Source organism: uncultured Kocuria sp. (assembly GCF_947500125.1).
Taxonomy (GTDB): Bacteria; Actinomycetota; Actinomycetes; order Actinomycetales; family Micrococcaceae; genus Kocuria.
This window is the reverse complement of the sequence record NZ_CANMRA010000006.1, coordinates 120,656-147,174: the sequence shown is the minus strand read 5'-3', so window position 1 is coordinate 147,174 and position 26,519 is coordinate 120,656. Positions and strand designations below refer to the sequence as shown.

Sequence of the window (26,519 nt, the reverse complement as noted above, 5' to 3'; positions counted from 1 at the left end):
CTTCATGTGAACATGATGTATGAGGCAATCACTTCTGGCTTCGTTGTCTCTCTACGCTGCGCAACGGTGGGCCATTGCTCCCTCGGGTGGAAATGCGAGTTGCACAACAGCAGTGTTGTACGTTTTGGCGCTATGCAGACTCAGTCAATGGACGGCAGGTAAGGGCTCGCCTTCTTGCACCACGAGATCGCCAGTATGTCCCGTGCCCGCGTGGCGCCTACGTACAGCAGTGAGCGCTCCCGCAGACTACTCTGCTCCCGGGCCTGGTCGTCATAGGTGCTACCGGCGAAAAACTTGGGAATTGACCCCTCGCTCACGCCGAAGAGCACCACGCGGGAGAACTCGGTGCCCTTGGCCCGGTGCAGTGTCATGACGGCTGGCGTCCCCTTGGGGGCGTCGCGGGTGTCCACGGGCGCGACAGCCACGCCGCGCTCGCCCATCGCTCGTACGAAGGCGTCGCGCTCCTTCTTGGTGCGGGTAAGGACACCCAGCGTGCCGGCCTTCAGCCCGCTGTCCTCCACTTCGGTGGTCCAGGTCTTGAGCAGCTCGGCCACCCGGTCGTACTCCTGCCCCAGGTCCTCGGCTGGCAGTAGGAGCGGCCGAGGGCCGCTGCGGCTAGAAATGTACCGGTCGCGGTCGCGCTCCGTAGCGTGCACCTCGTGGTCGCCTTCGGTCTCGTCGAGATCATAGGAGCCCCCGGCGAGCACTTTCAGGGCGAGCTGCAGGTTCTGCTCCGTGGTGCGGTAGTTCAGCCGCAGGCGCCGGGAGCGGCCCACGATCTTGATCCCGTAGTGCCCGAGCACGATGCGATTGCCGTAGATGCGCTGGTTCGAGTCTTCGGCGATGAACAGGTCATCCGGTCTCTCGGCCACGACGGCCCGGGCCAGCTTCCACCGCGTGGGGGTGAAGTCCTGACCCTCGTCGATGAGCACGTGATCGGCCAGGGGCGCGCCGGAGTCACCGGTAAGCAGCGCAGCGGCTACGGCGGCGGCCTCGTCCCAGTCGATTGCCTGGGCGGCCAGACCATCGTCCCGGTACTGGGAGATGGCCTGCCAGACGGCGCGGCGCTGGTTACGGCCGAGGCGGGTCCCCCGTCCCGGGCGCGGAGCCCGCAGGTAGCCGATCTCTTCGGTGATCTGCCCCGGCAGGACGATCTCCTGGTACTCCGACTGGAAGAAGTGGACGCTGCGGAGGTTCTCGGGCAGCTCGGCGCCGGCTGCGTCGATCGCCTCCTCCCACGGACTGGCTCCGTAGGCGCCGGCGCTGCGGTAGTCGGGCATGCGCCGGATGCCCCATCCGAGCACCGACTTCATGGCGGAGGGAAGCCGTTCGGAACCGGCGGCATCCTCCAGCACGCGGTGGGCCACTTGGTCCAGGGTGAGCACGCTGATGCCGGGCTGTCCGAGACCTGCGGCCATCCGCACGTCCGGCCCCAGGGATCGGACCTGCTCGCGGATCATCTCCACGAGGTTGCGGGTGAAGGTCACGACGAGGATCCGTGCCTGGGGGTTCTGGCGAGCCAGACGCACTGCGCGATGGACCAGGACCACGGTCTTGCCGGTGCCGGCGCCGCCGGAGAGCCGGAACGGGCCGGAGGTCTCCTTGTCCACGTACTCCTGCTGGTCGGGGTGCAGGAACAGACGCCATGCGTCGAAGTTCCCACTGGCCAGCGCCCGCGCGAGGGCCTCGTCGTCCTCGATGAGGTGGAACTGGGAAGCGGCCCGCTCGGCGGTGGCGGCGCGGACCACTGCCTCGGTCCCGGACGGCATGCCGATCTCCGTGCCGCCGGTCGGCTCGCTGCCCTGAGCGATCGAGTACGTTGCGCGCACCTCGTCCAGCGACGTACCGCTGGCCAGGTCCATCAGGGCATCGCCCTGCCAGCCGCCGACGCGCCCCAGGGCGGTGAGCAGCTCCTCCTCGGACGGGGCGCCCACCGCGTACTCGGCCACGGGGCCGTCGATGCCGAGCTCGTCGGTCAGTTGCTCTGCCGTGTAGCCGGCCAGCGGATTGACGCTCAGGACCGAGGGATCCGGGCGGGCTTCCTCGGCCGCCGGCATCGGCGGCTTGAGGTCGGCGCTCTGCCGCTCGGCGAGCAGGTCGGCGGCGCGGGCCTCCACGAGTGCCTTGAGCTCCGAGTCGGTGTACCGGTCCTTGGCGTTCGCGTCGGAGCCCTCGGCCTGGCGGATCTCGGCCGCACCGCTCGTGGGGTTCACCCGGGCGTAGGCCTTGGCGGCGACGACGTAGGCGCGATCGTGCGGGTAGACGCCGTAGAGCAGCATCCAGGCGCCCAGATCGAAGAGCACCATGCGGTGGAAGTCGTCCACCCGCGCGGTGCGCACCCGCTTGTCGGCGCAGTTCTGGATCGGCTCGACGTGCAGACCGTTGGTGCTGGTGTCCTTGAAGAGCTTCTCGATGGTCGCGGTGACCTTGCCGGCGATCGACCGGTCGTAGCTCGACGGGAAGCCTCGGTCCATGATGAGCTGCTTGGGCTGGGCTGTCACGGGTTCACCATTCCTTGCTCGTCGGTCCCCGGCAGCTGCTGGAGGACATGCTGGGCGCTCCGGACATCGGGTCCGAGCACCGTCCACGTTCCGGGGGCTTCGCGGGCGAACTCCTCGACATTGGCCGCCTCGCTGAGCCAGGCGATGCCGAGGCCCGGCCACGCCAGGTCCACCGGGATGCCGGCGATCTCCTCGCCGACCTCGGGCAGGGGCATGCCCTCTCGTCCGGCGATCTCGAGCACCTGCCGCTCCTCGGGCGTGAGGGCGTCGTCCATGAGGTCCGTCCACTCGGAGCTCAACCGGACGGTGTTCGGCACGGGGACGACATCCACCGCGCCCGAGGGTTTCGGAGAGCCAGGAGAGCCGGTGGAACGACGGTCCGGTCCGCCGACCGGCTGCTGCCCCGCCTGGACCAGGAGGTCCACCCACGAGTCCCGTTCGACCGCGTGCTCGTCGATCCACTCCGACAGGGAGCTGCGCGTCTCGATGTGCGTGGTCGAGGCCGGTTCCAGGGACTGGCGCAGGTTGGCGAGGGCGAGCCATCTCCGCCAGGCGAGGTCGAACTCCTCGGAGCGCAGCGCCTCCTCCCGGTCGTCCAGCGCGATCGCCAGCCGGTTGACGGGTGCCTCGACCGTGCCCAGGAGGACCAGCGGGCCGAGGCGGCGGACGAATCCCGGTGCGGCCGGTCCCGCCGGAACGTCGGGCCGCGGCCCGCCCTCCGGGGCGTCCAGGACGCCGAGCGTCTGGCGTCCGAGGTCCTCGGTGCTGACCTGCCGGGGCGTCCCGTCGAAGAGGAGCAGATTCAGGAACTGGGAGACCATCTGCTGCCGCTTGAGCGGGTTTCGCGCTGGGCTCTCGATGAGCGTCAGCAGCTGCGCGACGGGATTCGCGCAGACGTAGTCCAGGTCCTCGGTGTCCATCACCCCCTGCGCGATCACCGTGTCGGCATATCGGGGGGTCAGGAGGCCGTCGAGCACGCTGTCCTCGGCGGCGTCCCCCCGGCGCTGGGCCTCGAACGCGGTCAGATCCCGGTCCGTCACTGCGAAGACCAGATAGCCCTGCTCGCGGAGCCCGGCCCGTTTCCGGGCGTCGTCGCCGACCCGGTTGTGCTGAGCGGTGGCATGGAAGGCCTTGCCGTCCAGGTAGATCGCGACACCGCGGATGCCGTGCTGGCCGGGCCAGCTGAGCACGGCGTCGGGCTGGGTGTGCTCCAGGGTGACCTGCGGGGTGTAGGAGTACTTGACGTCCCCGACGACGGCGGAGAAGCCCGCGCCGCCGTCGCCGACGGTGTCCACGACCTGAGCACCGGGGATCTCCGCCACGGCGGCGCGGAAGACGCGGCGGAAGCGTGACTCCAGGTGCGACTCGAAGTCGTCCTCCACGGGAGCGTCCCCCTCCGCGACCCGCCAGGTCATCTCCTCCGACGGCGCGGACGAGTCGAGCACCGTGGTGAGAATCTCGACGGCGCGGGCCCGGCCGAGGCTCTCCCGGTGGCTGGCCCGCACGTGCGGCATGAGGCACCGGAAGCACGCGGACCGCTCCTCGTTCCGGCAGGGGCAGTCGACCAGTCGCTCGAGGGCTGCGCGGAACAGGCTCCACAGCGACTGGGGTGAGGCCAGCTCCGCCAGGTAGCCGGTGCCGCCGGGCACGGAGTCGAACAGCAGCAGGGAGGCGGCGTTGCGGCGGGCGGTGTCCGGCACGACCTCCATCTGCAGATGGCCGATCTCCCCGCCGAAGCGTTCCCGCAGCCCCAGCATTAGGGCGGCGTAGAAGCTCCATAGCGAGCGTCCGGTGCTGTCCTCGCCGATGGAGGGCGGCAGGCTGATCAGCACGGTCTCGGTGACGAGCTCCCGGGAGAGCACGGCGGACACGGCCTCGGGGTTCTCGGCTCGGCGCTGGGAGCACCAGGCCTGGTGCTCCTGCGGCGTGTTGGTCTGCAGGTCCTCGTCCAGGTGACCGCACTCGGCGCAGATCGTGAAACCACCGATGCGCTGCTTCTGCCCGCCGAGCACGGCTTCGCGCGCTCCCTCCCGGGGACGGCCCACGTTGAGCCGGGTCAGCCGGGTGCCGCGGTGGAAGGCGGTGCCCACGCCGGTGCCCTCGATCGACCAGCGGGCGCGGGTCTCGGCGGCGGTGAAGTCGGGCACGGTCAGGGTCTCGAAGTGCAGGCTGGTGCGGTCCTCGGAGGAGTCGCCGATCTTGGCCCGGTGCAGCTCCATCGTTGAGTACACCTTGGTCAGTTCGACGACGCGCAGGTGCTGCCCCTCGTCGGCGATGCCCGGGTGCCCGCACCGGGGGCAGACGGTCGGCCGCTCCGCGGCGGAGATGTCCTGGCTGTGCCCGCAGTCGGGGCAGAAGGCCCGGTGGCCCACGCCGGCGCCGTCGGTGCCGAGGTCCACGGCGTCGATCGTGAGCTCGTGGCCGCCGGCGTAGAAGTGGTTGCCGGGCGCGAGCTCGGTGAGAGCGGTGAAGCCCGAGCGCTCGTAGTCGGCCGGGATGTGCTGCCACTGGTTGTCGTCGTCCTGGTAGATCAGGGTGACGTCCAGGCTCACGGCGTCGTCGAGAAGCGTGAAGTTCGGCAGCAGCCCGAAGCGCTCGAGCACGCCGATCCAGTGCTCGTGGCTCATCCGGGACTCCTCGGCGCGCAGCCGCATCTGGCCGCCGGCGAGGCGCTTCTCCTCCCGCGCGCGGGCCTCGGGGTCCTCGACCTCCCCGAGCTTGCGCTCCTGGGCGTCGAGCAGTTCCTGCTGGCCGCGGAGCTGTTGGGCCGTGGAGTCGTCGTCGGCGGTGATGACGAGCCGGCCCTCGGCGATGTCCTTGAGCAACTCGGTGAGCTTCTGGCGCCGGTGGCGCAGGGCGTCCTTCTCGTGCAACCACCGTTGGACGGCCTTGCCGACGGCGGACTCGAGTCCGCTGGGGCCGTCCGCTGGCCAGGTGGCCCAGCCGCGCAGGGTTTCGGCGGCGTCCCGGGTGATGCCCCGGCGGGGGTCCTCGCTGATCGTGAAGGCGGAGAGGAACTCGTCGAGCCGCTCCTGCGCATGCGCCTGTGCGTCGGCGAGCATCTCGCCCAGGAAGGTCCCGGGGGTGCTCGAGCGCATGACGGAGGCGCCGCGGGCGGGCACGGGCATCCCGTCGTCGCCGGCCATGCGGTCCATGAGGAAGGCGATGTACTGGCGGTGGAGGATCTCCTCCGCGGAGAGATAGGCCGCCGGAGGACGGACCGAGCCGTTGACCATGAACTCGGGCTCGATGTACGCCGAGCCCCGGCCGCGCGTGGACATGAAGGCCAGGTCCAGGGAGTTGCCGGTCAGGCGCCCGGCGCGTCCCACGCGCTGGAGGTAGGAGGCCACGGTGTCCGGGATGGAGGCCAGGACGACCGTCGAGAGATCGCCGATGTCGATGCCCATCTCCAGCGTGGGGGTGGCCACCAGGACGTTGGGGGCGCCCGGCGTGGACTCGCTCGCCTTGAAGGCGTTCTCGTACTCGAGGCGTGTGTCCGTCTGCAGCAGGGAGGTGTGTTCGCGGGCGATCACCCGGCGCATGTCCCCGGTGTAGAGGCTGCGGTAGTAGCTCTTCCGCAGCTCGGCCCAGCGCAGGCCGCCCTTGCAGCGGTAGGCCGTGCACGGGCCACCGGTGAAGGCCTCCAGCGTTGTCGGAACGCCCGTGACGGTCTCCCCGCAGGCGGAGCAGCGCAGGGCGCGCGCCGGTTCCGGGACCCGCGCCATCACCACACGCTCTGGCCGCAACCCGTAGCTCTCGGCGGTGGTGCGGCCGTGCTCGGACACCGAGACGGTGTCCGTGAGACCGGCCTCGGTCAGCGCCGTGAACAGCGGTTTCATGAGGTGGCCGGCGGTGCGGAAGTCCGTGCCCAGGCACCGTGCGGTCCAGTCCACGAACCAGCTCTGCCGGTTGCTCGGATCGGTGAAAAGGCTCCGGGCGTTTAGCCGGCCCGTGGTTGGGAAGCGAGGGGACCGTCGCGCGGGAGGAAAGGCCGGCATGACGTCCTTGGGTCGGCGGCCGCCCCAGATCTGGTACCGCAGCCCGCCCTTCCTGCGGTAGGGCACCAGCCACTCGTGCGCGATCGCCCCGTCGGCCCGCAGGCGCTCGAGCACCCCGCGGACCCACAGCTCGGTGCGATGGTCGCCCGCCGGGCCGCTCTTCACGGTCTCGGAGCTGATCTGCTGGGCGATCCGCTCCAGCACCCGCTGTCCGACCGCGAGCGCGTCCTCCGCCGAGACGTCCACGGAGGCGGCCGCGGTGCCCGTGGTGGCCAGGGTGCGCCCGTAGGAGCCGACCAGGCCGGCCTCCAGCTCCAGGTCGAACTCGAGCCGCGTGGCGACGTTTTCCTGCGCTCGCCGCCGCTGCCGGGCGGGCTGGGTGTCGTCCCAGTACCCGCGCACCGAGGTGTTCTCCGCGATCGAGGGGTGCAGCAGCCGGTACCGGTCCTCAGGGGAGCCGGCGGCGGCCATCATGCGCTCGGCGATCTCCCGCACCGGCCGCGGCCGGTCGTCCAGCGAGGACTCGATCGCCGAGCGCAGGGCCAGCGAGTGGGAGCGCGCCTCCACGAAGCCTGCCCGGTGGGCGGCGTCCTGGACGGAGTCGGTGAAGACCAGCGACTTCTTCTCGTTTGGGTCCAGCCCTGCCGTGCCGAACAAGCTGGACAGCGCCACGGACAGCAGCGTCGCGGTGCTGGCGCCGACGAACCGGATGCCATCCTTCTCCTGGCACGCCGGGCAGGTGTCGTCCTTGGAGTGTCCCTCCGCCTCGATCCCCACGTGCATGAGCACGGGGAGGCTGTCGACGTCGGCGGTCTCGTCTGACGGCGGGCGGCTCTCCAGGCTCCGCCGCTCGGGGTCCAGGTAGCGCAGGCGGTCGTCGTCGCCCGGGTCCGCGCCGGTCCCGGAGATGAGGGTGCGGAAGCGCCCGGTGCGCCGGACGTGCTCTTGACGGATGCGCTGGGGCTTGACGATCAGGTCGTCCATGCCGGTCAGCGCCAGGCCCCAACCGGAGCGGCCGCAGTGGCGGCAGTAGATCGCCGGCAGGAAGCTGCCGTCGTGCGTGGTGCGGTCGTCGCTCCACGCGAAGGCCGGCACGGGCGAGGCCGCCCGGTCCACGCGGGAGACTTCGCGGGTCCACAGGTGGGCCTCGACGTTCGGGAAGCTGTTGCGCTCGGCCCGCGACCGCACATGGGACAGCGCGGCGCACAGCGCTTCGACGAGCCGTCCCCCGGTGCCGAGCGCGTCCAGGTGGGGGACCAGTGCCTGGGCCAGCTCCGCCGTGGTCGTCGCCGTAGCGGTGCGCTCCAGGAGCCGCCCCACGAGGGGGTGGGCGAGGAACAGGTCCCGGACAGCGGCGTCATCGGTCCCCCGGAGCTCCGACACGCGCTCGCCGCCCGCGCCGGTCCACAGGACGTCGACGACGGCGGACGTCAGTTCGCTCGAGTCCGGCAGAAGACCGTCGTTGCTGCCGGGGAGCAAATCGAGGACGGGCTGCAGCTGCCCGGCGGTCGGCCGCTCCTCGGCCTCCAGGCCGGCGAGGTCCAGACGGGCGCGGGCCTGCTCCTGCAGCGTCTCCTGCCCCACGCGCCGTTCGGTGACCACGGCGTCCGTGCCGAAGTCCACGCCGAAGATCGTCGTGGCGAACTCGGCGACGGGGGCGATGTCCCGGTCGTCGCCCAGCGTGGCGGAAGTGGCCACGGGGACCAGGTGCGTGCGCTGCGGGGCCAGCCGCTCCAGGAGCAGCCGTAGGCGCCGGATCAGCAGGGCGACGTCCGTGCCCTGGGCGCCGTTGTAGGTGTGGAACTCGTCCAGCACCAGGTAGCGCAGCGACTCGGCGGAGTGCTCCCACAGCGGCCGGTCGGGCTTCCGCAGCAGCAGCTGGTCCAGCATCTTGTAGTTGGTGAGCACGATGTCCGGCACGGAGGAACGGATGGTGTGCCGGTCCTCGATGAGCCCGTCGGCGCTCATCGCCGTGCGCGGTGCCCCGGAGTGCTCCCCGGTGTACAGCGCGGCCGTCACGCCCTTCAGGGCGGGGTCCTCGTGGATCATCCGTGCCAGGCGTCCCGCCTGGTCGTTGGCCAGGGCGTTCATGGGGTAGAGGATGATCGCCTTGATCCCGTGCACACCCGCCTTCCGGGCCCGCACCGCGTAGTCCAGCAGCGAGTAGAGGAAGGACTCGGTCTTGCCGGAGCCCGTGCCGGTCGTGACAATTGTGGGCTCCGGGATCCGCAGCCCGGCCCGATCCCGGTCCCCAGTGACCTCCGGCGAGGTGGTCAGCCGCCGGAACGCCGCCGCCTGGTGCGCGTACGGCGTGAACCATTCCGGCAACACCGCCAACGAAGGGTCGCTCTCGTCCGCCGCGAACGGCAGGCGCGTGCGCAGGAACGGGCCCCGGAAGATCCCGTGCTCGGGGTACTGCAGGAAGGAGCTGAAGGCGTCCCGGGCGTACTGGTCCGAGAACTCGATCGCCGTGGTGATGTACTCGACCAGCGCGGACTGGGTGGCTTCCGCCTGCAGGGTGGGCAGCAGCTCGCTCATGCCCGGCCGCCCGTGCTCGCCAGGCGTTCGGCGAAGACCGCATAGGCCTCCCGCAGATCCGCCTCACGGTCGAGGATGCGGAACGGCTCGGCCGCAACGACCTCCCGGCCGGACGAGGTCGTGTACGTCCGGTCGGCCTCCCGCAGGCCGGTTCCCGGCCGCCCCGCCTTGTTCCACGCGGTGCGCACCGCCGAGGGGATGAGACGCCCGTTCGCGTCGTAGATCTTGGCGCGCTTGTCCTCCCCGCGGTCGTAGGTGTAGAGCACCCCGAACTGGGTGCGGTAGATCGTGCAGAGCTCGTCGATCGGCACCCCGGTCACGTGCGCCATGATCGCGTCGATCTCCACCAGCGCACGACGACGGTCCTCATCGACGCGCAACGGCGTTTCAGCACACCACTGACCAGCGACATCGCCCAGGTGCGGCCGGTTCGGGCGCTCTCGGCCGCCGGTCCAGGAGTCCTGCGCCATGGCCGGGTCCCAGCACTCTTCCCAAAGGGGTGCATAAGCCTCGGTGAGGCAGTTCAGTCGCAGAATCCGGAGGATGGCGGCTGAGGCCAGTGGGTGGCCGTCGGGAATGCGAGGGAGGCGAGTCGACTCCGGTCGCCGGATGTGCTTTCCAACGGTGGATCTGATCAGAAAGTCAGAGAGCAGTGAACTCATACTTGCCGTTGCCAGAGAAAGGGTGCTGAGCTTATGTGCTGAATATCCCTGGCAACTGACGGCGTCCACGGTCGCGGGGCCAGGCGGGAAGAGGGCCGGAATCAGTGTGCGCTCTCCGGTTGTGGCGGCCATGGTGCGCCACATGACGCGGTACTGGCTTCGCACGGAAACCCGCCGTATTTCACCAGGATGGTATGGGTCCGGAATCTCCCAGGAACCGTAGTCGCGGTCATAGCGAGCGGTGGACACCGACCCGTCGACATCTGTCTCGTGGATCGGCTTGTACTCGGTGATCGGCAGAGCGTCGGAGGGTAGTAACTCAAGGTCCACCGGCGAATAGTCATGGTTGCCGCGCATGGTCTCGTTGCGGGAGGAATAGAACGGAGTGCCCACGTGGAAATAGGGGCCCTGCAGGATGACGTCGTCCCATGAGGCGGCTGGTCCCCACCGAGATTCGAAGTAGCCGTCACGGCGTCCGTTCGTTTCGTTCCAGCCAGTGCTGAACTGCGGATTGCACTCGCGGAGCGTGTGCGTCGCTGTCAATCGTTGGAGTACATCACTGGCGGAGTGATTAACGGTGAAAACGATGCGGGTCTCGTCCACGGGTATTTCCGAGGACCCGGATTCCATCAGCGCATGCCAGGTGCTGAGCACATCCCGGTCAACGTGCTCGATACGGGACGCGTGCGCACGCAGATCCCACTTTCCGTCCTCGTTCTTAAAACCCGGTTCCGAACCGTCGCCGTTGTGGGCCAGCGAGCCGGTCGCAGTGGACGGGTGGTACATCGAGACTGCGTTCAAGAATGCGGGAGAACGCTCAAATCCGTACACATTGACGCCGTAGGTCTGGTGGTGGTCGACTTCTTTAAATAGTTGGAGCTCATTCAAGAAATTCCAGTGGCGTCGCAGATGGCGGTAGGTGTGACGGCGAAGCGTGTATCCCTTGGCGTCGGTCAGGTGGCTCGGGGGGTGGATGAGGGCAGTGTGTCCTTGCCCCGAAGCATGGCGCCAGGTTTGAGACATGAAGGCTCGGTACAGATCTGGGCGGGTTCCCTCCAGCTCGGGATATTCACTGACGGCACCTACGTACTCAGACAGTCCCGTGGCGTCCCGTGCGCCCAACAACAAAACCTCCGATGCCCCGGGCAGTTTCAGAGACCAAGCCCTGCGGCCCTTTTTGGCTGCCTCGGAGGGCTTGTCGGTGAGTGTCCACCAGGGATCGCTCTCACCGAGGAGAGCGGCTACATCCAAGTCAGGTCGCACCCACGGAGGGTTGCCGACCTGGAGATCGAAACCGCCACGGGCGAACACCGCCGCGAAGTCCAGCTCCCAGTGGAAGAAGCGCTGCTCCTTGGCGATCGCCTGCGCGGTGCGCAGCCACGGGACCCCCTCGAGCAGCTGGTCGATGCTCGCGGCGTTCTCCGCCGGGAACATCGCCTCGATGCCCTCGAGCGTCTCCCACTCGGAGTCGCTCTGGCCGAAGTGCTCGTCCTGCCGTCCGCGGCGTCCGGCGAACTTCTGCCCCACGATCCGGCGGAGCACCCCGAGCCACTCCTCGAACTCCGGCGGAGCCGGGCGGTCCGGGTCCTGGGTGACCGGCCAGAACCACATCGCGCACCAGGCATCCATGACCAGACGCAGGCGGCGATAGGCGGAGTTCGGGTCGCGCAGGGAAGCCTCGATCTCCTCGCGGGTCACCGCCCCGCCCGGCTCCAACGCGGCGCCCCACACGTCGATCGAGCGGCGGGACTGCTTCTCAGCCTCGACCATGCGGCGGCGGGCCAGCTGCCACAGGTCGTCGATCCGCTCCGTCAGCGAGAGCAACTCGTTGAGCTGCGTCTTGGACGGTTTCTTCTGGACCCGGGCGGCCCAGTCGCGCAGGGCCTTGGCTTCCGCGGGGGCCACCTTCTTGATCTCGCTGTTCACGCCAGCCGCACCCCAGCCCTCGGCGGGCAGCAGGAAGTGGAAAATCCCGCCCGAACCGGCCACGCCGCGCTCCAGCGGGACGTGGCGGGCGGGGGCCTGCATGCGGTGCTTCGGCAGCGACTTCTGCACCACCCCGGCGTCGTAGACCGCGTGCCGGGCACCGACCAGGGAGTTGCCAGCACGCAGCCGCAGCCCGAACCACGGTGCCTTGAGGCCGCGGGCCATGGTGTCCAGCCACAAGGAGACCTCGGCCAGCTCCACGGCGGTGGGGTTCAGGTCCACGCCGTAAACGTTGTGCAGGGCGATGTAGGCCTTGACCTTCTGCAGCTCGGCGGCGTAGTCCTCGGGATCGACCCTTTCGCCCAGTTCCTCCTCGCGCTTGTCCAGGTAGGCCTTCGCCAGCTGCCGCACGGCCTCGATGGCGAACGCCCCGGAGCCCAGCGCCGGCTCGCACACGGACATGCCCAGGATCTCGTGGGACGGCGGGTCGTCGGCCAGCAACTCCGCCAGGCCCTGCTGGACCGTGAACTCGGTGAGCACGGCGGGGGAGTAGTAGGAGGCCGACTGCTGGCGCTGCCGCCCCGAGAGGCGGAAGACGAACTCGCCGTGGCGGTAGGTGCGGGGCACCTCGCGGCCCAGCTCGTCGTGGACCAGCACCAGGTGCTCGCGCAGGTCCTCGTCCAGGCGCTCCTCCGGGACCACCCACGAACCGTCGGACGGGTCACCGCGCCGGGCGACCTCCACCAGTGTGCCGTTGGCGAAGGAACCGGTGTAGCTCATCAGGGACTCGTAGACCGCGCCGAGCTGGTTGATGCCCAGCGCCACGTAGCTGATGAAGCCGCGGTCCCGGCCGCGGCGCTCCTTGGTCAGGAGCAGGCGCTGCAGCACCTGCTGGAGGGCCTTGTTGCCGAGCTTCACCTCGTTGATGAACTGCGTGCGGTTCGGGCGGAAGAGGTCCGAGCGCAGCGGCTCGAACACCAGACCCTCGCGCGCGGCTTCGTCAGCCTGCTCCTGCGCCGTCTCCTCCTGAGGATGACCGGTCTCCACCAGGTCGAAGAGCACCTGGAGGGACTCGTAGAAGTGCGTGCCGCCCTCCGAGCGGGAGGTCAGCGGCTTGAGGGTCAGCTCGCGCAGGCGGTCCACCGAGTAGCCGGCCGCGTACTCCGGATCGCCCGTGGGCACCACGCCGAGCTCCGGGCTGGCCTCCGCGTACAGCAGGAACAGGATGCGGTAGAGGTAGCGCAGCGACTGCACCGCGAGCGGCTGGGCCTGGTCGTCCGGCAGCGGCGGCAGTCCCTGGGCCTTGCGCCGGGCCACCACCTCGTTGGCGATGATCTCGATGGACTCCCGCACGCCGTCGCGCAGGTCCTTGGACACGCCCACGGCGTTGCGCACCGACTCCTCGCGCCGGGCGTCCCACCAGATCGTCCCGGTCGGGTTCGGTGCCAGGGAGGGCGCTGACAGGCACGCCAGCGCCCGTTGGATCTCTCCTCCGGACCGGGCGTCGCCGCGCTCGGCGACGGTCTGCAGGTCGATCGCCAGGTAGCGGCCCTGCGGCCAGGCGTCCTCGCTGGTGAGTACGGTGGTGCGGCCGGCCAGCACCAGCATGTAGCGCGGCGGCTGCTCCTCGGAGACCAGGGCAGACAGCAGCTCGGCAACGGAGGAGATGGGGTCGCCCGGGGCGGCGTCGTCGGGGTGGAGGACCACGTCCTCGGTGAGGAGGCCGCGGTTCTTGGTCAGCAGCTCCTCCGGGGTCTCGGCGGCCACGGCATCGATAAGTGCGACGGTGGGCTCTGCTAGGTCGAGCCCCGCATACCGGTGGAGTGCTCCCGTGCTGCGTTTCGGGTTTGTTCCGAAGCCCAGCACCGTGCGGAGCCGCTCCGCGACCGCCGCCGACGAGCGGGCCAGCACCTCACGGCGCTGCCGGTCCGTGGCGTTCGGCTCCAGCTCCGCGGCGCGGGCGTGGAGGTCGATCAGCTGGGAGAGGAGCGACTGCCGGGAGCTGGTGAAGCGCTCGAGCGGGCTCTGCTCCGCTGGGGAGTCCTCGGCGTCCTCCTTCCACTGCTTGACGAGGTTCCTGGCCGCAGCCAGGAAGGTCCCGGAGGTCTCGTCGGCCGTGAAGTAGAACTCGCTGATCCAGTCGTTGACAACGACCAGGGCATCACTGGTGGGCATGGCTCACTTCCCTCCTGTGGGCACGACGACGAGCAGTGGACGTACGTAGGTCCGGTCGGGGAGCATCTCCCGGGCCAGGCGGCGCTCCGCCTCCACCGCGGAGCGGGAGCGGCGGAACAGCTGCGTCTGGGCCGCCACCCCCTCGGCGCCGTGCTCCCACCGGTCCATGCGGTCCACCCACGCCTGTGCCCGCTCCTCCGCCTGCTGCCGGGCGCTGTGCGCCATCATCTCGTCGACGAAGGACTGGGCCGTTTCGACGACCTGCGGGATCAGCTGCCCGTACTGCTGCGGGTCCTGCACCGGCACACCGACGGTTTCCGGCCCCAGGCCCAGGTCGCCGAACAGGTCCGCCGGGTCGTCGTAGGCCTGCGGCACGGGGACCGCGCCCATGAACTGCACGGTCAGGTGCGCCACCGCGATGTTCTGGCCGCGGCGGTTCGTGACGATGCCTTGCACCACGACGGTCGGGACGGCGACGTCGCCCTGCACCGCGAAGATCTCCTCCCGGCCCAGGTGGGCCAGCGACCGGTCGGCCACCCAGTCCAGCACCGGGTGCATGGGCGAGAGGAAGTGGGTGTCCGGCCAGGAGCTGCCGTTCGTGTCGTTGAGCGCCGCGCTCAGGCGGGCCTCCGCCGTCGCACGGTCCGGGGTCAGCTGCATCCGGTCCAGCACCCGCCGCTCCTTGAGGTAGGACTGGGGCAGCGCGGCCAGGCGCTGGCGCAGGTCCGCGCTCGGCTCGAAGGAGACCAGCTGGATCCGTCCCGCGTTGTTGTGCTCGATGCGCAGACCCACACCGCCGCCGGCACGCTCCCGGCTCGGCTCGCCGTAGAGCTCCGTCAGCCCGGCCAGCAGGTAGTCCACGTCCGAGCCGAAGAGTGCGGTGCGCACCGGCGCTGGGCGCCCGCCGGAGGGCGCGGCCCGGAGGGCGTCGTCGTTCTTCGGCGTGTCCTTCTGGGTGTCGGCTCGGAGCAGGAGGGAGAGCCAGTCCTCCTGCTGCGCGAGCGCCTGCTCCGGGGCCGGGACCGCCTCGTCAAAGTCCTTGGCGCCGCGCAGCACCTCGATGATTGCGGCCTCCTCCGCGGTGCCCGAGTACTCGCCCATCAGTGAGGCGGCGTCCCCGAGCTTCTCGTGCGCCTCGCGCTCGCGCTCGATCAGACGGGTCAGCACGCGCACGTCGCCCGTGAAGCCCTCCACGCCCTGCAGGTCGAGGAGCAGGGTGGTGATCTGCGGCGGGTGCTCCTGCCCGTAGCGGTCGATGCGGCCGTTGCGCTGCTCGATGCGGATCAGCGACCACGGGATGTCGAAGTGGATCAGCTCGTGGCACTGCTGGTGGAGGTTCACGCCCTCGGAGGCCACGTCGCCGGTGACCAGGACGCGGATGGGGCTCGTGGACTGCTTGAAGGACTCCACGATTTCCTGCTGCTCCACGTCGGTGAGCGCGCCGTGGAGGATGCGGACCTGGTCGTCCTTGAGCTTCAGGTCCCGCAGGAGGTTGTCGCGCAGCCAGCGCAGGGTCGGCACGCGCTCGGCGAAGACCACCACGCGCTCGGGGGAGCGCGGGCCGATCTTCTTCTCCCGCAACTGGTTCAGCAGTTCGTTGTACTTGCCGGAGCGCGGGGTGCCGCCGTCCTGGGACAGACAGGCGGCGTTGAACTCGCGGAGACGGACGAGGGCCTCGCGCTCGGCACCGGCGGCGACGTTGCCCTCGAGGGTGTTCAGTCGGGCGGCGATGGTCTCCGCCAGGGCCACCGGGGAGGAGAGGAACGCCTTGGCCAAGGTCCACGGGAAGAGGCGGGAGCCCGCGCCCGTGACCGGGGCGGAGCCCTTCGGGTGCGTCCAGGTGGCAGCGATCTCGTGCGCGACCTCCAGTTCCTCCGGGCTGGGCTCCGCGAGGACGTGCCGGGGCGGCTTCCGCTCGGCCCACTTGTCGCCGACCTCGTTCTTGACCGACTCCGAGTAGCGGTGGCGGCGGATCATGAGGTTGCCCACCGCGGCCGTGCTGATGCTGCCGTCCGCGCCCACGCTCGTGGGCTCCAACAAGGTCAGCAGCTGCGCGAAGGACTCGTTGCGGCCGTTGTGCGGGGTGGCCGAGGCCAGGATCAAGGCCTCCGTGTTCGGGGCCAGCGTGTGGGCTAGCTGGTTGTTCTGCGTGGACTGGTTCGTCACGTTGTGCGACTCGTCGATGACCACCGCGTCCCAGTGGTGCCGCCGCAGGTCGTGGACGAACCGGTCCTGCTTGAGGGTGTCGATCGAGATGATGACCTTCTCGAAGTACGTGAACGGGTTCCGGGTGGCCGGCAGCTTCTGCTTGACCTGCTGGACGCCCTCCGAGTCCAGGCGCACGAACGGGATGGCGAAGCGCGTCCACATCTCGTGCTGCATCTGCTCCAGCACGTGGCGTGGCGTGACGATGAGGATGCGGCGTCCCCGGCCGCGGCGCATCAGCTCGGAGAGGATCATGCCGATCTCGAGCGTCTTGCCCAGTCCCACGGCGTCCGCAATCAGGAGACGGCTGCGCAGCCGGTCCGGCTCCAGGGCCTTCACGACGGCCTCGCGCTGATAGGACAGCGGGTCCGCCAGCGCCTGGGGGGCCATCACGGGGCGCGGGTCCGAGATCGGCAGGGAGGTCTTGCGCAGCGTGGACTCCAGCCACAGGCGGGACCGGACGTAGTGCGAGCTCTCATCGGCGACCACGCGGGTGTTCGCCGGGTCCGTCGTCGTCACTGTGTCGATGCTCGTGTAGAACTGCGCGGTTGTGCCCTCGACCAGCTCGCTCACGCCCCGAACCGTCAGCAGGTCGCCGTCCGCCGTCTGCTCCACCGAGGAGACCAGCCACTGCTCGTCCCGGACGACGACGATCGCGCCGGGGGCGATGTCCAGCACTTGGTCGGGCATGACGATCTCCAGGGGTGGGGGGTGCGGCCATCAGCAGTCTAGGGAAGAAACCTACTGTTCAGTCTCATGGCATCGGAGATTGGTGCAAGACCGTGCGACACCGGGGCCTGCACCAGGTCAGGCATCAGCGGTAATAGGCGTCGAACAGGTCCGAGCCGTCAGCTCGGTCGCGGCAGAGCACGTCAGCCAGTCCGGCGTCTCGTTCCCCCGCGCTGGACCAGAAGCAGTGGTACTCAGCGGTGCGCCGGCCCCGAGTACCGATGGGTTCGCCGGTGTCGGAAACCACCTGCAGGATTGCCTTGGCTTCCTGACACGTGACGCCTTGGAGGTTCACATAGGCGTACTGGACCCCTGCACAGGCAGCTCCGACGGCTGGATCTGGTGCAGCGGCAATACCTTCTCCGCCTGTCTTCCCGGGGACAGGAGTGGCGGTGAGGGACTGGAGGACGGGCAGGATTTGGGTGCGGAACCGCGTGCTCGCCGCGAAATTCTCGGCCTCAGCCGGCATATCCACCTGATCGTTCGGGCCCAGCATCTGGTGCCCGCTGAAGGACAGCAGGAAACCGTTGCCCCATCGGATGTCGCCGAAGACCGGGTCAGCCCCGGTGGCCGAGGTCATCCCGTAGAGCACGCTGGCGTCGCTCCCTCGACTGTGGCCGGGCGAAGTCGCTACCGCAGCGACCGTCGGCGTGCCGATCTGATCCACCGCTCCTGGGATCTGCCCCTGGGGAATGACCGTTGGTGTCAGCGGCGGGCTGACCTTGTACATGTCCTCATTCGGCCGCACCGTCAGGGACAGCACTTGCAGGCCCTCGGCGTCGGTGAGGTTCCATTGACTGATCTCCTCAGAGTTGCCCTCGGGGACTTCGACAGTCCAGCCCGCTGGGTATTGGAAACTCAATGACCCGTCCGGGGACGTGAAGGTCTGCGGCAACGCCACCGCCAGCTCTGCCTGACCCGAGGGAGAGGGGTCAGCAGCGGGGGAGGCGAGTGCGCTCGCTGAACCCTGCGGGGGAGTCGGGGTGACTGCGGTGGTGGAAGCGCTTGAGCTCGCGGGAGAAGGCTCGTCAAGACTGGGACCGTCGTCCACCGGGCCGCCGGCGCACGCGCTCACCCCTAGAACACAGGCCAGGAGCACGGCAGCGGGTAGGCGGCGGGAAGGAATTCTCATGAGTTCGAGTCTTAAGCATCTGTGTCGATTGCGCTCAACGTGACACGACAACGAGGTATTCGTCCGGACCGTGCTTTGACTTATTCGACCCAACGGCAGCGCCGAGGCCCCCGCACGAGCCACGGAGTCCCGCATTCGGGGGACAAGACCTCATCCGCTCAGCGTGGATGGAGACGGACAATTCTCATCTCGATGCAGAAGTTCGCGGATCGGGGAACTGTCTCGAACTGATGTGCTGGATCCTCGGGGCATTTCCAGCGTCGCGTCTTGAGGACTCGGCGGTCAAGCAAGCCGCTGATGGCCAGGTGTCGCCACGCCGCTCGGCGTCAGGCGTGAGAGAGTCGCCGTGAGGCAACGCCGGTCGATACGTTCTCACACCGAGAGTTTTCGGAGGGATAGAGGGGAAACACCGTGGATATGAATGGCCACTCTGTGCAGACTGAGGTGCCAACCTGGCCCGAGTTCCTGAAGCCGATGCTTGAGGTGCTCAGCGACGGTGAGACCTACCACCGCAGAGAGCTCATCGACCGTGCCGCGGAAATAGCCCAGCTGAGTGACGCAGCCCGAGCCGAGCGTCTCAACACCGGTGGCCTGCGCTACGCGCAGAGGATGGGCTGGACGTTGAGCCACCTCTCCAAGGCCGGCCTGATCGACCGCCCCAAGCGGGCGCACTATGCCATCAATGACGCAGGGCGGGCATGGCTCGTGGAACATCCCGAGGGGATGAACTACAGCACCGCGAACACTTTCTTCATGCCGTACTGGCGAACCGAGTCCACTGAAGATGCAGGAACCGTAGTCGTGCGGGACGTGGAGGCTCTCGATCCGTTGGAAAAGATCGACCAGGGCGTCGACCAGCTCAATACAGAGGTCGGGGACGAGCTCCTCATGAGATTGAGAGACAGTCATCCCGACTTCTTCGAGGAGGCCGTCGTGCGCGTGCTTCTCAAGATGGGATACGGCGGCGCGGAGGCCCGCGGTCAGAGGATCGGCGGCAGCGGCGACGGCGGTGTGGACGGGGTGATCGACCAGGACCCGCTGGGCTTGGACCAGATCTACGTCCAGGCCAAGCGCTATGCCGACGGCAACAACGTCGGCCGTGAGGCCATCCAGGCGTTCGTCGGTGCTCTGCACGGCCGCGGTGCGTCGAAAGGCATCTTCATCACCACGAGCACCTTCACCCAGGGGGCGAAAGAGTATGCCGGGATGGTCCCGTCCCGGCCCATCCTCATCGACGGCGCACGGCTGGTGAAGCTGATGCTGAAGTACAAGGTGGGCGTCCAGGTGAAGCAGACCTACGAGATCGTCGACGTCGACGAGGACTTCTTCGAGGGCATGTGAGAGTGGAACATCGGACGAATCCGACCGAGCCGTGACACGGGTGGCTTCCACCCTGCCCATGACCCGCATCGACGTCCGTGGCATCGACTCCCTGTCCGCGGTGAGCAATGTGTTCTCCACCGGCGCCTCTCGGTGCGGGATCTACGTCCTGCACTTCGCCGACGGCTACGAGTACGTGGGGCAGGCCCGCAACGTCCTCACACGCTTCCGCACACACGTGCGGTCGTGGGCCTATCCGATCGTCGCGCTCGATTTCGCGCCCGTATCGGCTGAGCACCTCGACACGACGGAACGCCAGGTCGTTCAGTCCAAGGAGCGCGAGGCCGTGAAGCTGCGGAACTCTGCACTGGTCGGCCTTCCCATGGGTGACGCCGCCGTGGACCTGCTGATCACTCGGCCGCAGCAGGAGGAGTGGCTCGACGGTGTCGACCCGCATGCCGATTTCACCGACCGGTGCATGGCGGCGGAGGGCCGCGACCGCTCGGGCAAGAACTTCGCGACACTGGCAGCCCATCCGCACTACGAAGTCATCCTCAATGTCCTCGCCGCATACATCCGGCAGGTGATCCCCGCGCCGGATATGACGGAGAAGAAGTATTGGTGCGTCAGCGCCATGCCGAGCACTGGTCGCACTTCCACTTGGCGGCGGATCGCGGCGGTCACCGTCAACAACGTCGAGACGCTGGTGATCGGCGAGACGACCGAGAACGGCAAGGTCTATCTCGACGGATTTCTCAATGTGGCTCCAGGTCTTCGTCTGCCGTCCACTCTCGACGTGGTCGAGACGTCCTATCGAACTGTGGGGGAAGTGCAGAGCATCCACTCCGACGCGTCATTCCTGGAGTTCGCCGTTCACCACCCACTGGTCAGGGACGCAGCAAGAACCACGGCAATAGGTCTGCTCCGGAAAGGAACGTCCATGATGGGCCGCTACCACTGCATGCCCTTGGCTGACGACATTTTTCTGCGGATGCAGTCCGAGGAGCGCCACTCATGACCTCCTTCCTCTCCTGGCTCGACACCGATTCCCGCCAGCGCGACCAGGCCATGGCCGTCCTCGACGCGTTCCGGGACAGGACCACCGTCGACGAGCTCGGCGTCGGCAGCATCCGCGACGCCATCACCCAACAGCTGTTCCCTGGCTCCTCGGTCCTGCACACCCGAGCCCGGTACCTGCTGTTCATCCCGTGGCTCGTCGCCGACGCCATGGCGGCCAGGGACGCCGACACGGCCGTCGCGGAACTGCGCCGGGGCGAGGTCCGGCTCATCGACGTGCTGGCCGACAGCGACGACCGGCAGGGGCTGATCGGCGGCCAGGCCCGGGCCGATCTGCGGCGGATGCCCTCGGCCATGTATTGGGCGGCGCTGCGCAGCTACGGCATCACCACCAGCCGTGCCTCGATCGCCGGCCTGCTCCGGGACGGGGTCGCCCACACCGCCGAGACCCGCCGGGCGCCGCGCGAGGCCGACGACGAGCACGGGCCTTCGATGCTTCGCCCCGGCATCGATCCCCACGCGCTCCTCCTCCGTCCGCGGGACTGGCCGCAGGGAACGAGCTTCGCCCTCACCCCTGCCGAGGCGGACTACCTGCGCGGGCGGATCATGACCTCGCACCCGGAGAGTCTCTACGCCTGGTTCCTGCGCGAGGAGGTCGAGGTCGGGACCGCCAAGGACTTCGTCTGGGAGCACCCGCGGGCCGGTGAGTTCCCGGCCGCGATGGCCGAGTGGGTCGAGCACGGCCGGGCGTTCTCCGTGCTCAACCGCGGAGCCGCGCTGCTTTACAACCTCCAGCTTGCCGAGGCTTCTGAGGACGCGGAGCGCACCGAGCGGTACCGCGCGGATCTCGTCGAGTGGCGCGCCGCCGTCGATGGCCCGGACGGTATGCGGAACTGGAGCCTCGATGCCTTCTGGCGACTGCTCTCCGGAGCAGGTGCCCGCATCAGCCGCCCCACGCGAACGTTCGTGGACCGGTGGCACGAGCTCGTCGTCTCCCGGTCGGGGATCGTCGACGACGACGGCGCCCGCGAGCTCATCGCCCACCGCGAGCGGTCGCTCAAGGGCCCGCGCGCCCGGCTCGTGAACCCGAGCGCGCTCAACGCCTGGAGCGGCGCGTCGGCGCTGGCACAGTTGCAGTACAACTGGCCGACCGCCCGGCGGATTCTCGACGACATCCAGGCCGGCGCCCTCGTGGAGGTCCCCGCGTGAGTCTGGGACCCGAGGACCGCAAGCTCCTCACCGACGCGCTCGAGCCGCCGCCGGGGATGGAGCTGGACCGCGCCGTCACCACGACCTACTCCCTGGACCTCGTGGCCCTGCTGCTCGTACCGCTGACCTTCGCCGCGATCGACCAGCGGGGGAGCGAGGAAGGGCCCGGGGACCCGGACCAGGGCGTCGATCCCGTGGCGCTGCTGGAGTCGGTGCGCCGCTACGCGGACCGGCTGACCGTGTTCGTGCAGGCGGGCGGCATCTCGGTGCCGGCCAAGTACCGGCCGATGCTGACCTACCTGGAGGACTCCCTCGTTCAGGTGGCCGTGCCCGAGACCGGGGGCGTGTTCCACCCCAAGGTCTGGGTGCTGCGCTTCCGCGACGCCGAGGAGAAGTGTGTCCACCGGGTGCTCGTGCTCAGCCGCAACCTCACCTTCGACAACTCCTGGGACACCATCCTCGTCCTCGACGAGTCCGACGACCCACGGGAGAACCTGCTGCCCGGCGGAGAGCTGGCGGACTACCTGGCCACCACCGCCTCCTGGGCCGTGGCCCCCGGCCTGAGCAACAAACGGACAGCGGAGCTCACTGATCTGATCGATTCGCTGCGCGGGGTGTCCTTCTCAGCGCCGGCCGGGTTCAAGGACGCGACGTGGGTGGCCCGCACGGGCGAGCGCACGGTGCGCTCCCGGTCCTTGTGGGACGACGTGACCGGCGGCGTCCACGCCCAGGACCGCGCCACTCGTGCCCTGGTGATCTCCCCCTTCCTCGACAGCTCGCTCACTGACCTCGTCGCCCGGTGCGGGGAGGTCCGGCTGCTCTCCCGCGCCGAGAGCCTTGACGTTTTCGGCGACCTGGGAGACCGAGCCGAGACCTTCGTCCTAAACCCCTCGGCGGACCTGGACGGCACCGAGGACGAGGCTGGGGAGCGCAGCGCAGGACCCACGGCGGCCGGCCGGCTGGCCGGACTGCACGCCAAGATCTACCTCGTGGAACGGGGCCACAGCACCACCCTGTACTCAGGCTCGGCCAACGCCACCCGCGGCGGCTTCGGCCGCAACGCCGAGTTCGGCGTCCGGCTGACGGGCCGCAAGGGGCTCATCGACGAGATCTGGACCGGCGCGCACGGCAACCTCGGCCTGTCCGCGGTTTGCCAGCCGTACGACACGAAGCCGCCGGACGAGGCCGCGGTCGCCCGGCAGCGAGCCGAGCGGGAGCTCGAGCGCTTCCATGCTGCGCTCGCCGGGGCGGGGCTGCGCCTCGACTGCACCGAGGACGCCGAGGGCACGTACATGCTGGACGCCTCCCTCAGCGGCGCGGTCGAGGAGCCGGAGGGCGTCACGACGACCGTCCGCCTGCTCTCGTTGCCCGCCCAGGAGCGGACGCTGAGTGAGGAGCTGACGTGGACGCGAGTCGACGCCTCACGGATCACGCCATTGCTGTGCGTGCGCAGTCGCACGATGGCGGGGGGCGTCGTCGTCGAGCGCTCCGCGGTGCTGGTCGCGGATCTGCACGGCGCCCCGGAGGACCGGTCCGCGCGCGTGCTCGCCGAGCTGCTGAAGACCCCGGAGGACGTGCTGCGCTACCTGGCGTTCCTGCTCGGCGACGTCACGCTCTCCCAGGCGCTGCGCTTCGGCGGCACCAACGGCGCGGCGGCGTTCTTCGGGGCCGGCGGCACCGGGCACGGCGCCGACGTGGTCCTGTTCGAGCCCCTCATGCGGGCCGCCGTGCACGGCGACGCCGACGCGCTCGGCCGCATCGACCGGCTCGTCGGCGAGCTCAGGACCGTGGAGGCCCTGCACCTGCTGCCGGACGGGCTGGAGGAGCTCATCACCGTGGTGCGCGAGGCGGTGACCAGCTCATGAGCGCAGGGCCGCGCCGTCCCGACGTGGAACGGGAGCTGAACGGGCTCAAGGACTTCCAGCGCCGCACCGTGGAGTATGCCCATCGCCGGCTGTGGGAGGACGAGGACTCCAGCCGCCGCTTCCTGGTGGCCGATGAGGTCGGCCTCGGCAAGACGCTCGTCGCCCGTGGCCTCATCGCCAAGACCATCGACCACCTCTGGGAGTCGCCGGACGTCGACCGGATCGACATCGTCTACATCTGCTCCAGCCAGCAGATCGCCGCCCAGAACATCCGGACGCTGGACGTCGCCGACTACGGCATCTCCAAAGTGGACCGGCTGACCATGCTCCCCACGCAGGTGCGCAACCTCGCCGTGAACAAGGTCAACCTGCTGAGCCTCACCCCGGGCACTTCCTTCAACATCAGCCAGTCCGGCGGGCGCAGCGAGGAGCGGGTGCTGGTCCAGCACATGCTCGCCCAGGTCCTCGGCGAGCACGTGGTGCAGCAGTCAGAGTGGCTCGCCCTCTTCCGCGGCACGAAACGGCCGCAGAACTACGCGGCCGAGGTGGCCGGCTTCGACCCCGATACCATCGACGCCGAGATCCTTGAGCGCTTCCGGCTCGCCGTTCTCCGGGACCCGGGACTGGGCCACCGGTTCGAAGAGGCCGCCGCCGAGTTCGCATCGGCGACCGGCAATCCGGACTGGCCGCTCTCGCACCGTCGCTACCGCCTGATCGGGGAGCTGCGCCGGCTGGTCGCGCAGGCCTCCGTCGACGCGCTCGAACCGGATCTCGTGATCCTCGACGAGTTCCAGCGCTTCAAGAGTCTCCTGCACGAGGACACGGAGATGTCCGAGCTCGCCGACGCCGTGTTCAACCACGAGAGCGCCCGCGTGGTGTTGCTCTCGGCCACGCCCTACAGCATGTACTCGGTCCCGGAGGAGGGCATGGGCGACGATCACTACGGCGACTTCCTCAAGACCTACCGCTTCCTCACCGGGGCATCGCGGGACGCGCTCGCGGTGGAGCGGGCCGAGGAGGGCTCAACCGACGTCGGCTCGGTCACCGCTCTGCAGACCGGCCTCCGCAGGATGCGGGACGCGGCCCTGTCCGACGACGTGGAGGACGGCACCGCTGCCGCCGCGCACGTCACCGAGCTGCTGCGCGCGGTGATGTGCCGTACCGAGCGCCTGGCGGCAACCCCGGACCGGGACGGCATGCTCGTCGAGAAGCCGCTGCCGCCGGCGCGGCCCACGGCCGACGACGTCCGTGCCCTGCGCCGGCTGCACGAGGTCGCCCAGGAGGTGGGCAGTCACCGCGACGTCCTGGAGTACTGGCGGGTGGCGCCCTACGTCCTGCAGTTCATGGACGGCTACGACCTCAAGCAGAAGGCGCTCCTGCACGTCGAGACGGACGCGACCGGTTTCGCGGAGCGGACGCTCGCCGCCGCGCAGCGGCTGCGCGGCGAGGAGATCGAGCGCTACGCCCCGGTCGATCCCGCCAACGGCCGGCTGCGGTGGCTGCTGTCCGACCTGGACGCCTACGGCTTCGCCGACGTCCCCTGGATCCCCGCCTCCCTCCCGTACTACACCGTGCCGGAGACTAGTCCCTTCCATCGGGCGACGACGACAGGGCTGACCAAGCGGCTAATCTTCTCGGCGTGGAACGTCGCCCCGAAATCCATCGCGGCGATGACCAGCTACCACGTCGAGCGCAAGCACCACCGGCCCGAGGACGCCCACGCCTACTCCGACCGGCACAGCTACCTGCTGCGCTGGCGGAAGTCCCCGGACGGCCGTCTCGCCAGCATGCCGATGCTGCCGCTCGTGCTGCCCCTCACCGTGCTCGGCGCCGCGGGCGACCCCGTGGTCGCCGCTCGGGACCTCGGCACGACACAGGCGCCGCTCGACGACATCCGCGCCGTGGTGCGGGCCAAGGTCGAAAGCCTGCTGGCTGAGTTGCCCCCAGGACACGCCGAGGGCCGAGGGAGCGAGCAGTGGTACTGGGCGGCGCCGCTGTTCCTCGAGAAGACCCGGGCCCCGAAGCACTTCTCGTGGGGCTGGAAGTCTCTCGACTACAACAGCCGCGGCAGTGAGGAGCACGACGGCAAGGAGTCCGCTCTCGCCCTGCACATCGCCCGGGCCAAGGAGGTCGACGAGGAGTTCCTCGCCGGCCTCGGCGCTCGCCCCGACGACCTGGCCGACGTGCTGACCGACCTCGCGCTCGCCGCTCCTGCCACAGTGGCCTACCGCGCCCTCTACAAGACCGTGCCCGAGGGCAAGTTCCCGGACGTGGTGTGGGACTCCGTTCTCGTCGGAATGGCCATGCGGACCCTGCTGGACGGGCGCAGCGTGGCACCCCTGGTCCGCGGATGGGCCGGCGCGTCCGCGCCGCAGTGGCGCAACGTGCTGGCGGCCTGCGTGGAGGGCAACCTGCAGGCCGTGCTGGACGAGTACTTCCACGTCATGGACGAGTCCTCGCGCATTGGGAACGCCGCAGTCCGGAAACGCTTGGAGCGACTGACCGCCGCCCTGTGGGACGCCGCGCAGACGGGCGGTTCGATCTCCTTCGACGAGATCGTCGCTGACGGAGATTCGCACGTGGTGGAGCGCCGACGCCTGCGTGCGGACGCTGCTGCCCGCTTCGGCCGCGTGGAGAGCGACCAGGGCGTCCGCGCGGACACCAGCCTCCGGGACGGCTTCAACTCGCCGTTCTGGCCGTTCGTGCTGGCCTCCACGAGCATCGGCCAGGAGGGCCTGGACTTCCACCGGTACTGCCACGCCGTCGTGCACTGGAACCTGCCCAACAATCCGGTCGACATGGAGCAGCGCGAAGGACGCGTGCACCGGTACAAGGGGCATGCCGTGCGCAAGAACGTGGCGAAGGAGTTCGCCGCATCTGTCCTCGAGAATCCCGATGCGGACAATCCATGGGACGCACTCTTCGCGGCCGGCGAGCAGGCGCGGCCGGAGGGGGAGAGCGAGATCTACCCGTTCTGGGTGTGCCAGACCGAGGACGGAGCGAAGATCGAGCGCTACGTCCCCCAGGCGCCGCTGAGCGGGGAACGGGTCAAGCACAAGAACCTGCGCCGCGCTCTGGGCCTCTATCGCATGGCTCTGGGCCAGCCGCGGCAGGAGGAATTCCTGCAGGTCATCGGCAAGGACGCCCAGTCACGAGATTTGGACTGGATGCGGCTGGACCTGGGCCCGATCGACACTTGAGACGATGCCTGACTCGCGGGAAGCCGCATTTAGCCGCTTTCC

General features: G+C 69.2%; 10 protein-coding genes. 5 read left to right on the top strand and 5 right to left on the bottom strand.

Translation table 11 applies throughout. The features are described from left to right. Nucleotides 1-140: 140 nt before the first annotated feature. The 5 genes from Q0817_RS06260 to Q0817_RS06240 all read right to left on the bottom strand — a co-directional run bounded on the left by Q0817_RS06260 (nt 141) and on the right by Q0817_RS06240 (nt 17,635). Nucleotides 141-2,501 (bottom strand): UvrD-helicase domain-containing protein, encoded by a 2,361-nt coding sequence (locus Q0817_RS06260; protein ID WP_298585300.1) that lies wholly within the window; start codon nt 2,499-2,501, stop codon nt 141-143. After that, nucleotides 2,498-9,037, bottom strand: a complete 6,540-nt coding sequence (locus Q0817_RS06255) for a DEAD/DEAH box helicase (protein ID WP_298585299.1) — start codon at nt 9,035-9,037, stop codon at nt 2,498-2,500. Before Q0817_RS06255 ends, Q0817_RS06260 begins: the two co-directional genes overlap by 4 nt. Beyond that, on the bottom strand, nt 9,034-13,800 hold the full coding sequence (locus Q0817_RS06250; protein WP_298585298.1) for an Eco57I restriction-modification methylase domain-containing protein: 4,767 nt from the start codon (nt 13,798-13,800) through the stop codon (nt 9,034-9,036). Before Q0817_RS06250 ends, Q0817_RS06255 begins: the two co-directional genes overlap by 4 nt. 3 nt (nt 13,801-13,803) lie before the next feature. Beyond that, nucleotides 13,804-16,695, bottom strand: coding sequence for a helicase-related protein (locus Q0817_RS06245; RefSeq protein WP_298585297.1), 2,892 nt, complete (start codon nt 16,693-16,695; stop codon nt 13,804-13,806). 124 nt (nt 16,696-16,819) lie between these two features. Next, nucleotides 16,820-17,635 (bottom strand): hypothetical protein, encoded by an 816-nt coding sequence (locus Q0817_RS06240; RefSeq protein WP_298585296.1) that lies wholly within the window; start codon nt 17,633-17,635, stop codon nt 16,820-16,822. Between the two features lie 663 nt (nt 17,636-18,298). On the opposite strand from Q0817_RS06240, the gene Q0817_RS06235 reads away from it, so the two are divergent. The 5 genes from Q0817_RS06235 to Q0817_RS06215 are packed head-to-tail and all read left to right on the top strand — an operon-like array spanning nt 18,299 to nt 26,477. Then, nucleotides 18,299-19,207, top strand: coding sequence for a restriction endonuclease (locus tag Q0817_RS06235; RefSeq protein WP_298585295.1), 909 nt, complete (start codon nt 18,299-18,301; stop codon nt 19,205-19,207). A 58-nt stretch (nt 19,208-19,265) separates the two neighbouring features. Then, nucleotides 19,266-20,204, top strand: a complete 939-nt coding sequence (locus Q0817_RS06230) for a GIY-YIG nuclease family protein (RefSeq protein WP_298585294.1) — start codon at nt 19,266-19,268, stop codon at nt 20,202-20,204. Further along, nucleotides 20,201-21,412: a DUF6361 family protein gene (locus Q0817_RS06225; RefSeq protein ID WP_298585293.1), complete on the top strand. Its 1,212-nt coding sequence runs from the start codon at nt 20,201-20,203 to the stop codon at nt 21,410-21,412. The genes Q0817_RS06230 and Q0817_RS06225 overlap by 4 nt, the downstream gene beginning before the upstream one ends. Further along, nucleotides 21,409-23,277, top strand: a complete 1,869-nt coding sequence (locus Q0817_RS06220; protein ID WP_298585292.1) for a phospholipase D family protein — start codon at nt 21,409-21,411, stop codon at nt 23,275-23,277. The genes Q0817_RS06225 and Q0817_RS06220 overlap by 4 nt, the downstream gene beginning before the upstream one ends. Then, the gene (locus tag Q0817_RS06215) at nt 23,274-26,477 is read left to right on the top strand and encodes a DEAD/DEAH box helicase (protein ID WP_298585291.1); all 3,204 of its coding nucleotides are present in this window, start codon (nt 23,274-23,276) and stop codon (nt 26,475-26,477) included. The genes Q0817_RS06220 and Q0817_RS06215 overlap by 4 nt, the downstream gene beginning before the upstream one ends. The last annotated feature ends 42 nt before the right edge of the window (nt 26,478-26,519 follow it).

Excerpts from the sequence above, each read along its gene's own strand:
- Q0817_RS06245 (WP_298585297.1), bottom strand. The coding sequence starts at position 16,695 with ATGCCCGACCAAGTGCTGGACATCGCCCCCGGCGCGATCGTCGTCGTC.
- Q0817_RS06215 (WP_298585291.1), top strand. The coding sequence starts at position 23,274 with ATGAGCGCAGGGCCGCGCCGTCCCGACGTGGAACGGGAGCTGAACGGG.
- Q0817_RS06225 (WP_298585293.1), top strand. The coding sequence starts at position 20,201 with ATGACCTCCTTCCTCTCCTGGCTCGACACCGATTCCCGCCAGCGCGAC.
- Q0817_RS06255 (WP_298585299.1), bottom strand. The coding sequence starts at position 9,037 with ATGAGCGAGCTGCTGCCCACCCTGCAGGCGGAAGCCACCCAGTCCGCG.
- Q0817_RS06250 (WP_298585298.1), bottom strand. The coding sequence starts at position 13,800 with ATGCCCACCAGTGATGCCCTGGTCGTTGTCAACGACTGGATCAGCGAG.
- Q0817_RS06230 (WP_298585294.1), top strand. The coding sequence starts at position 19,266 with ATGACCCGCATCGACGTCCGTGGCATCGACTCCCTGTCCGCGGTGAGC.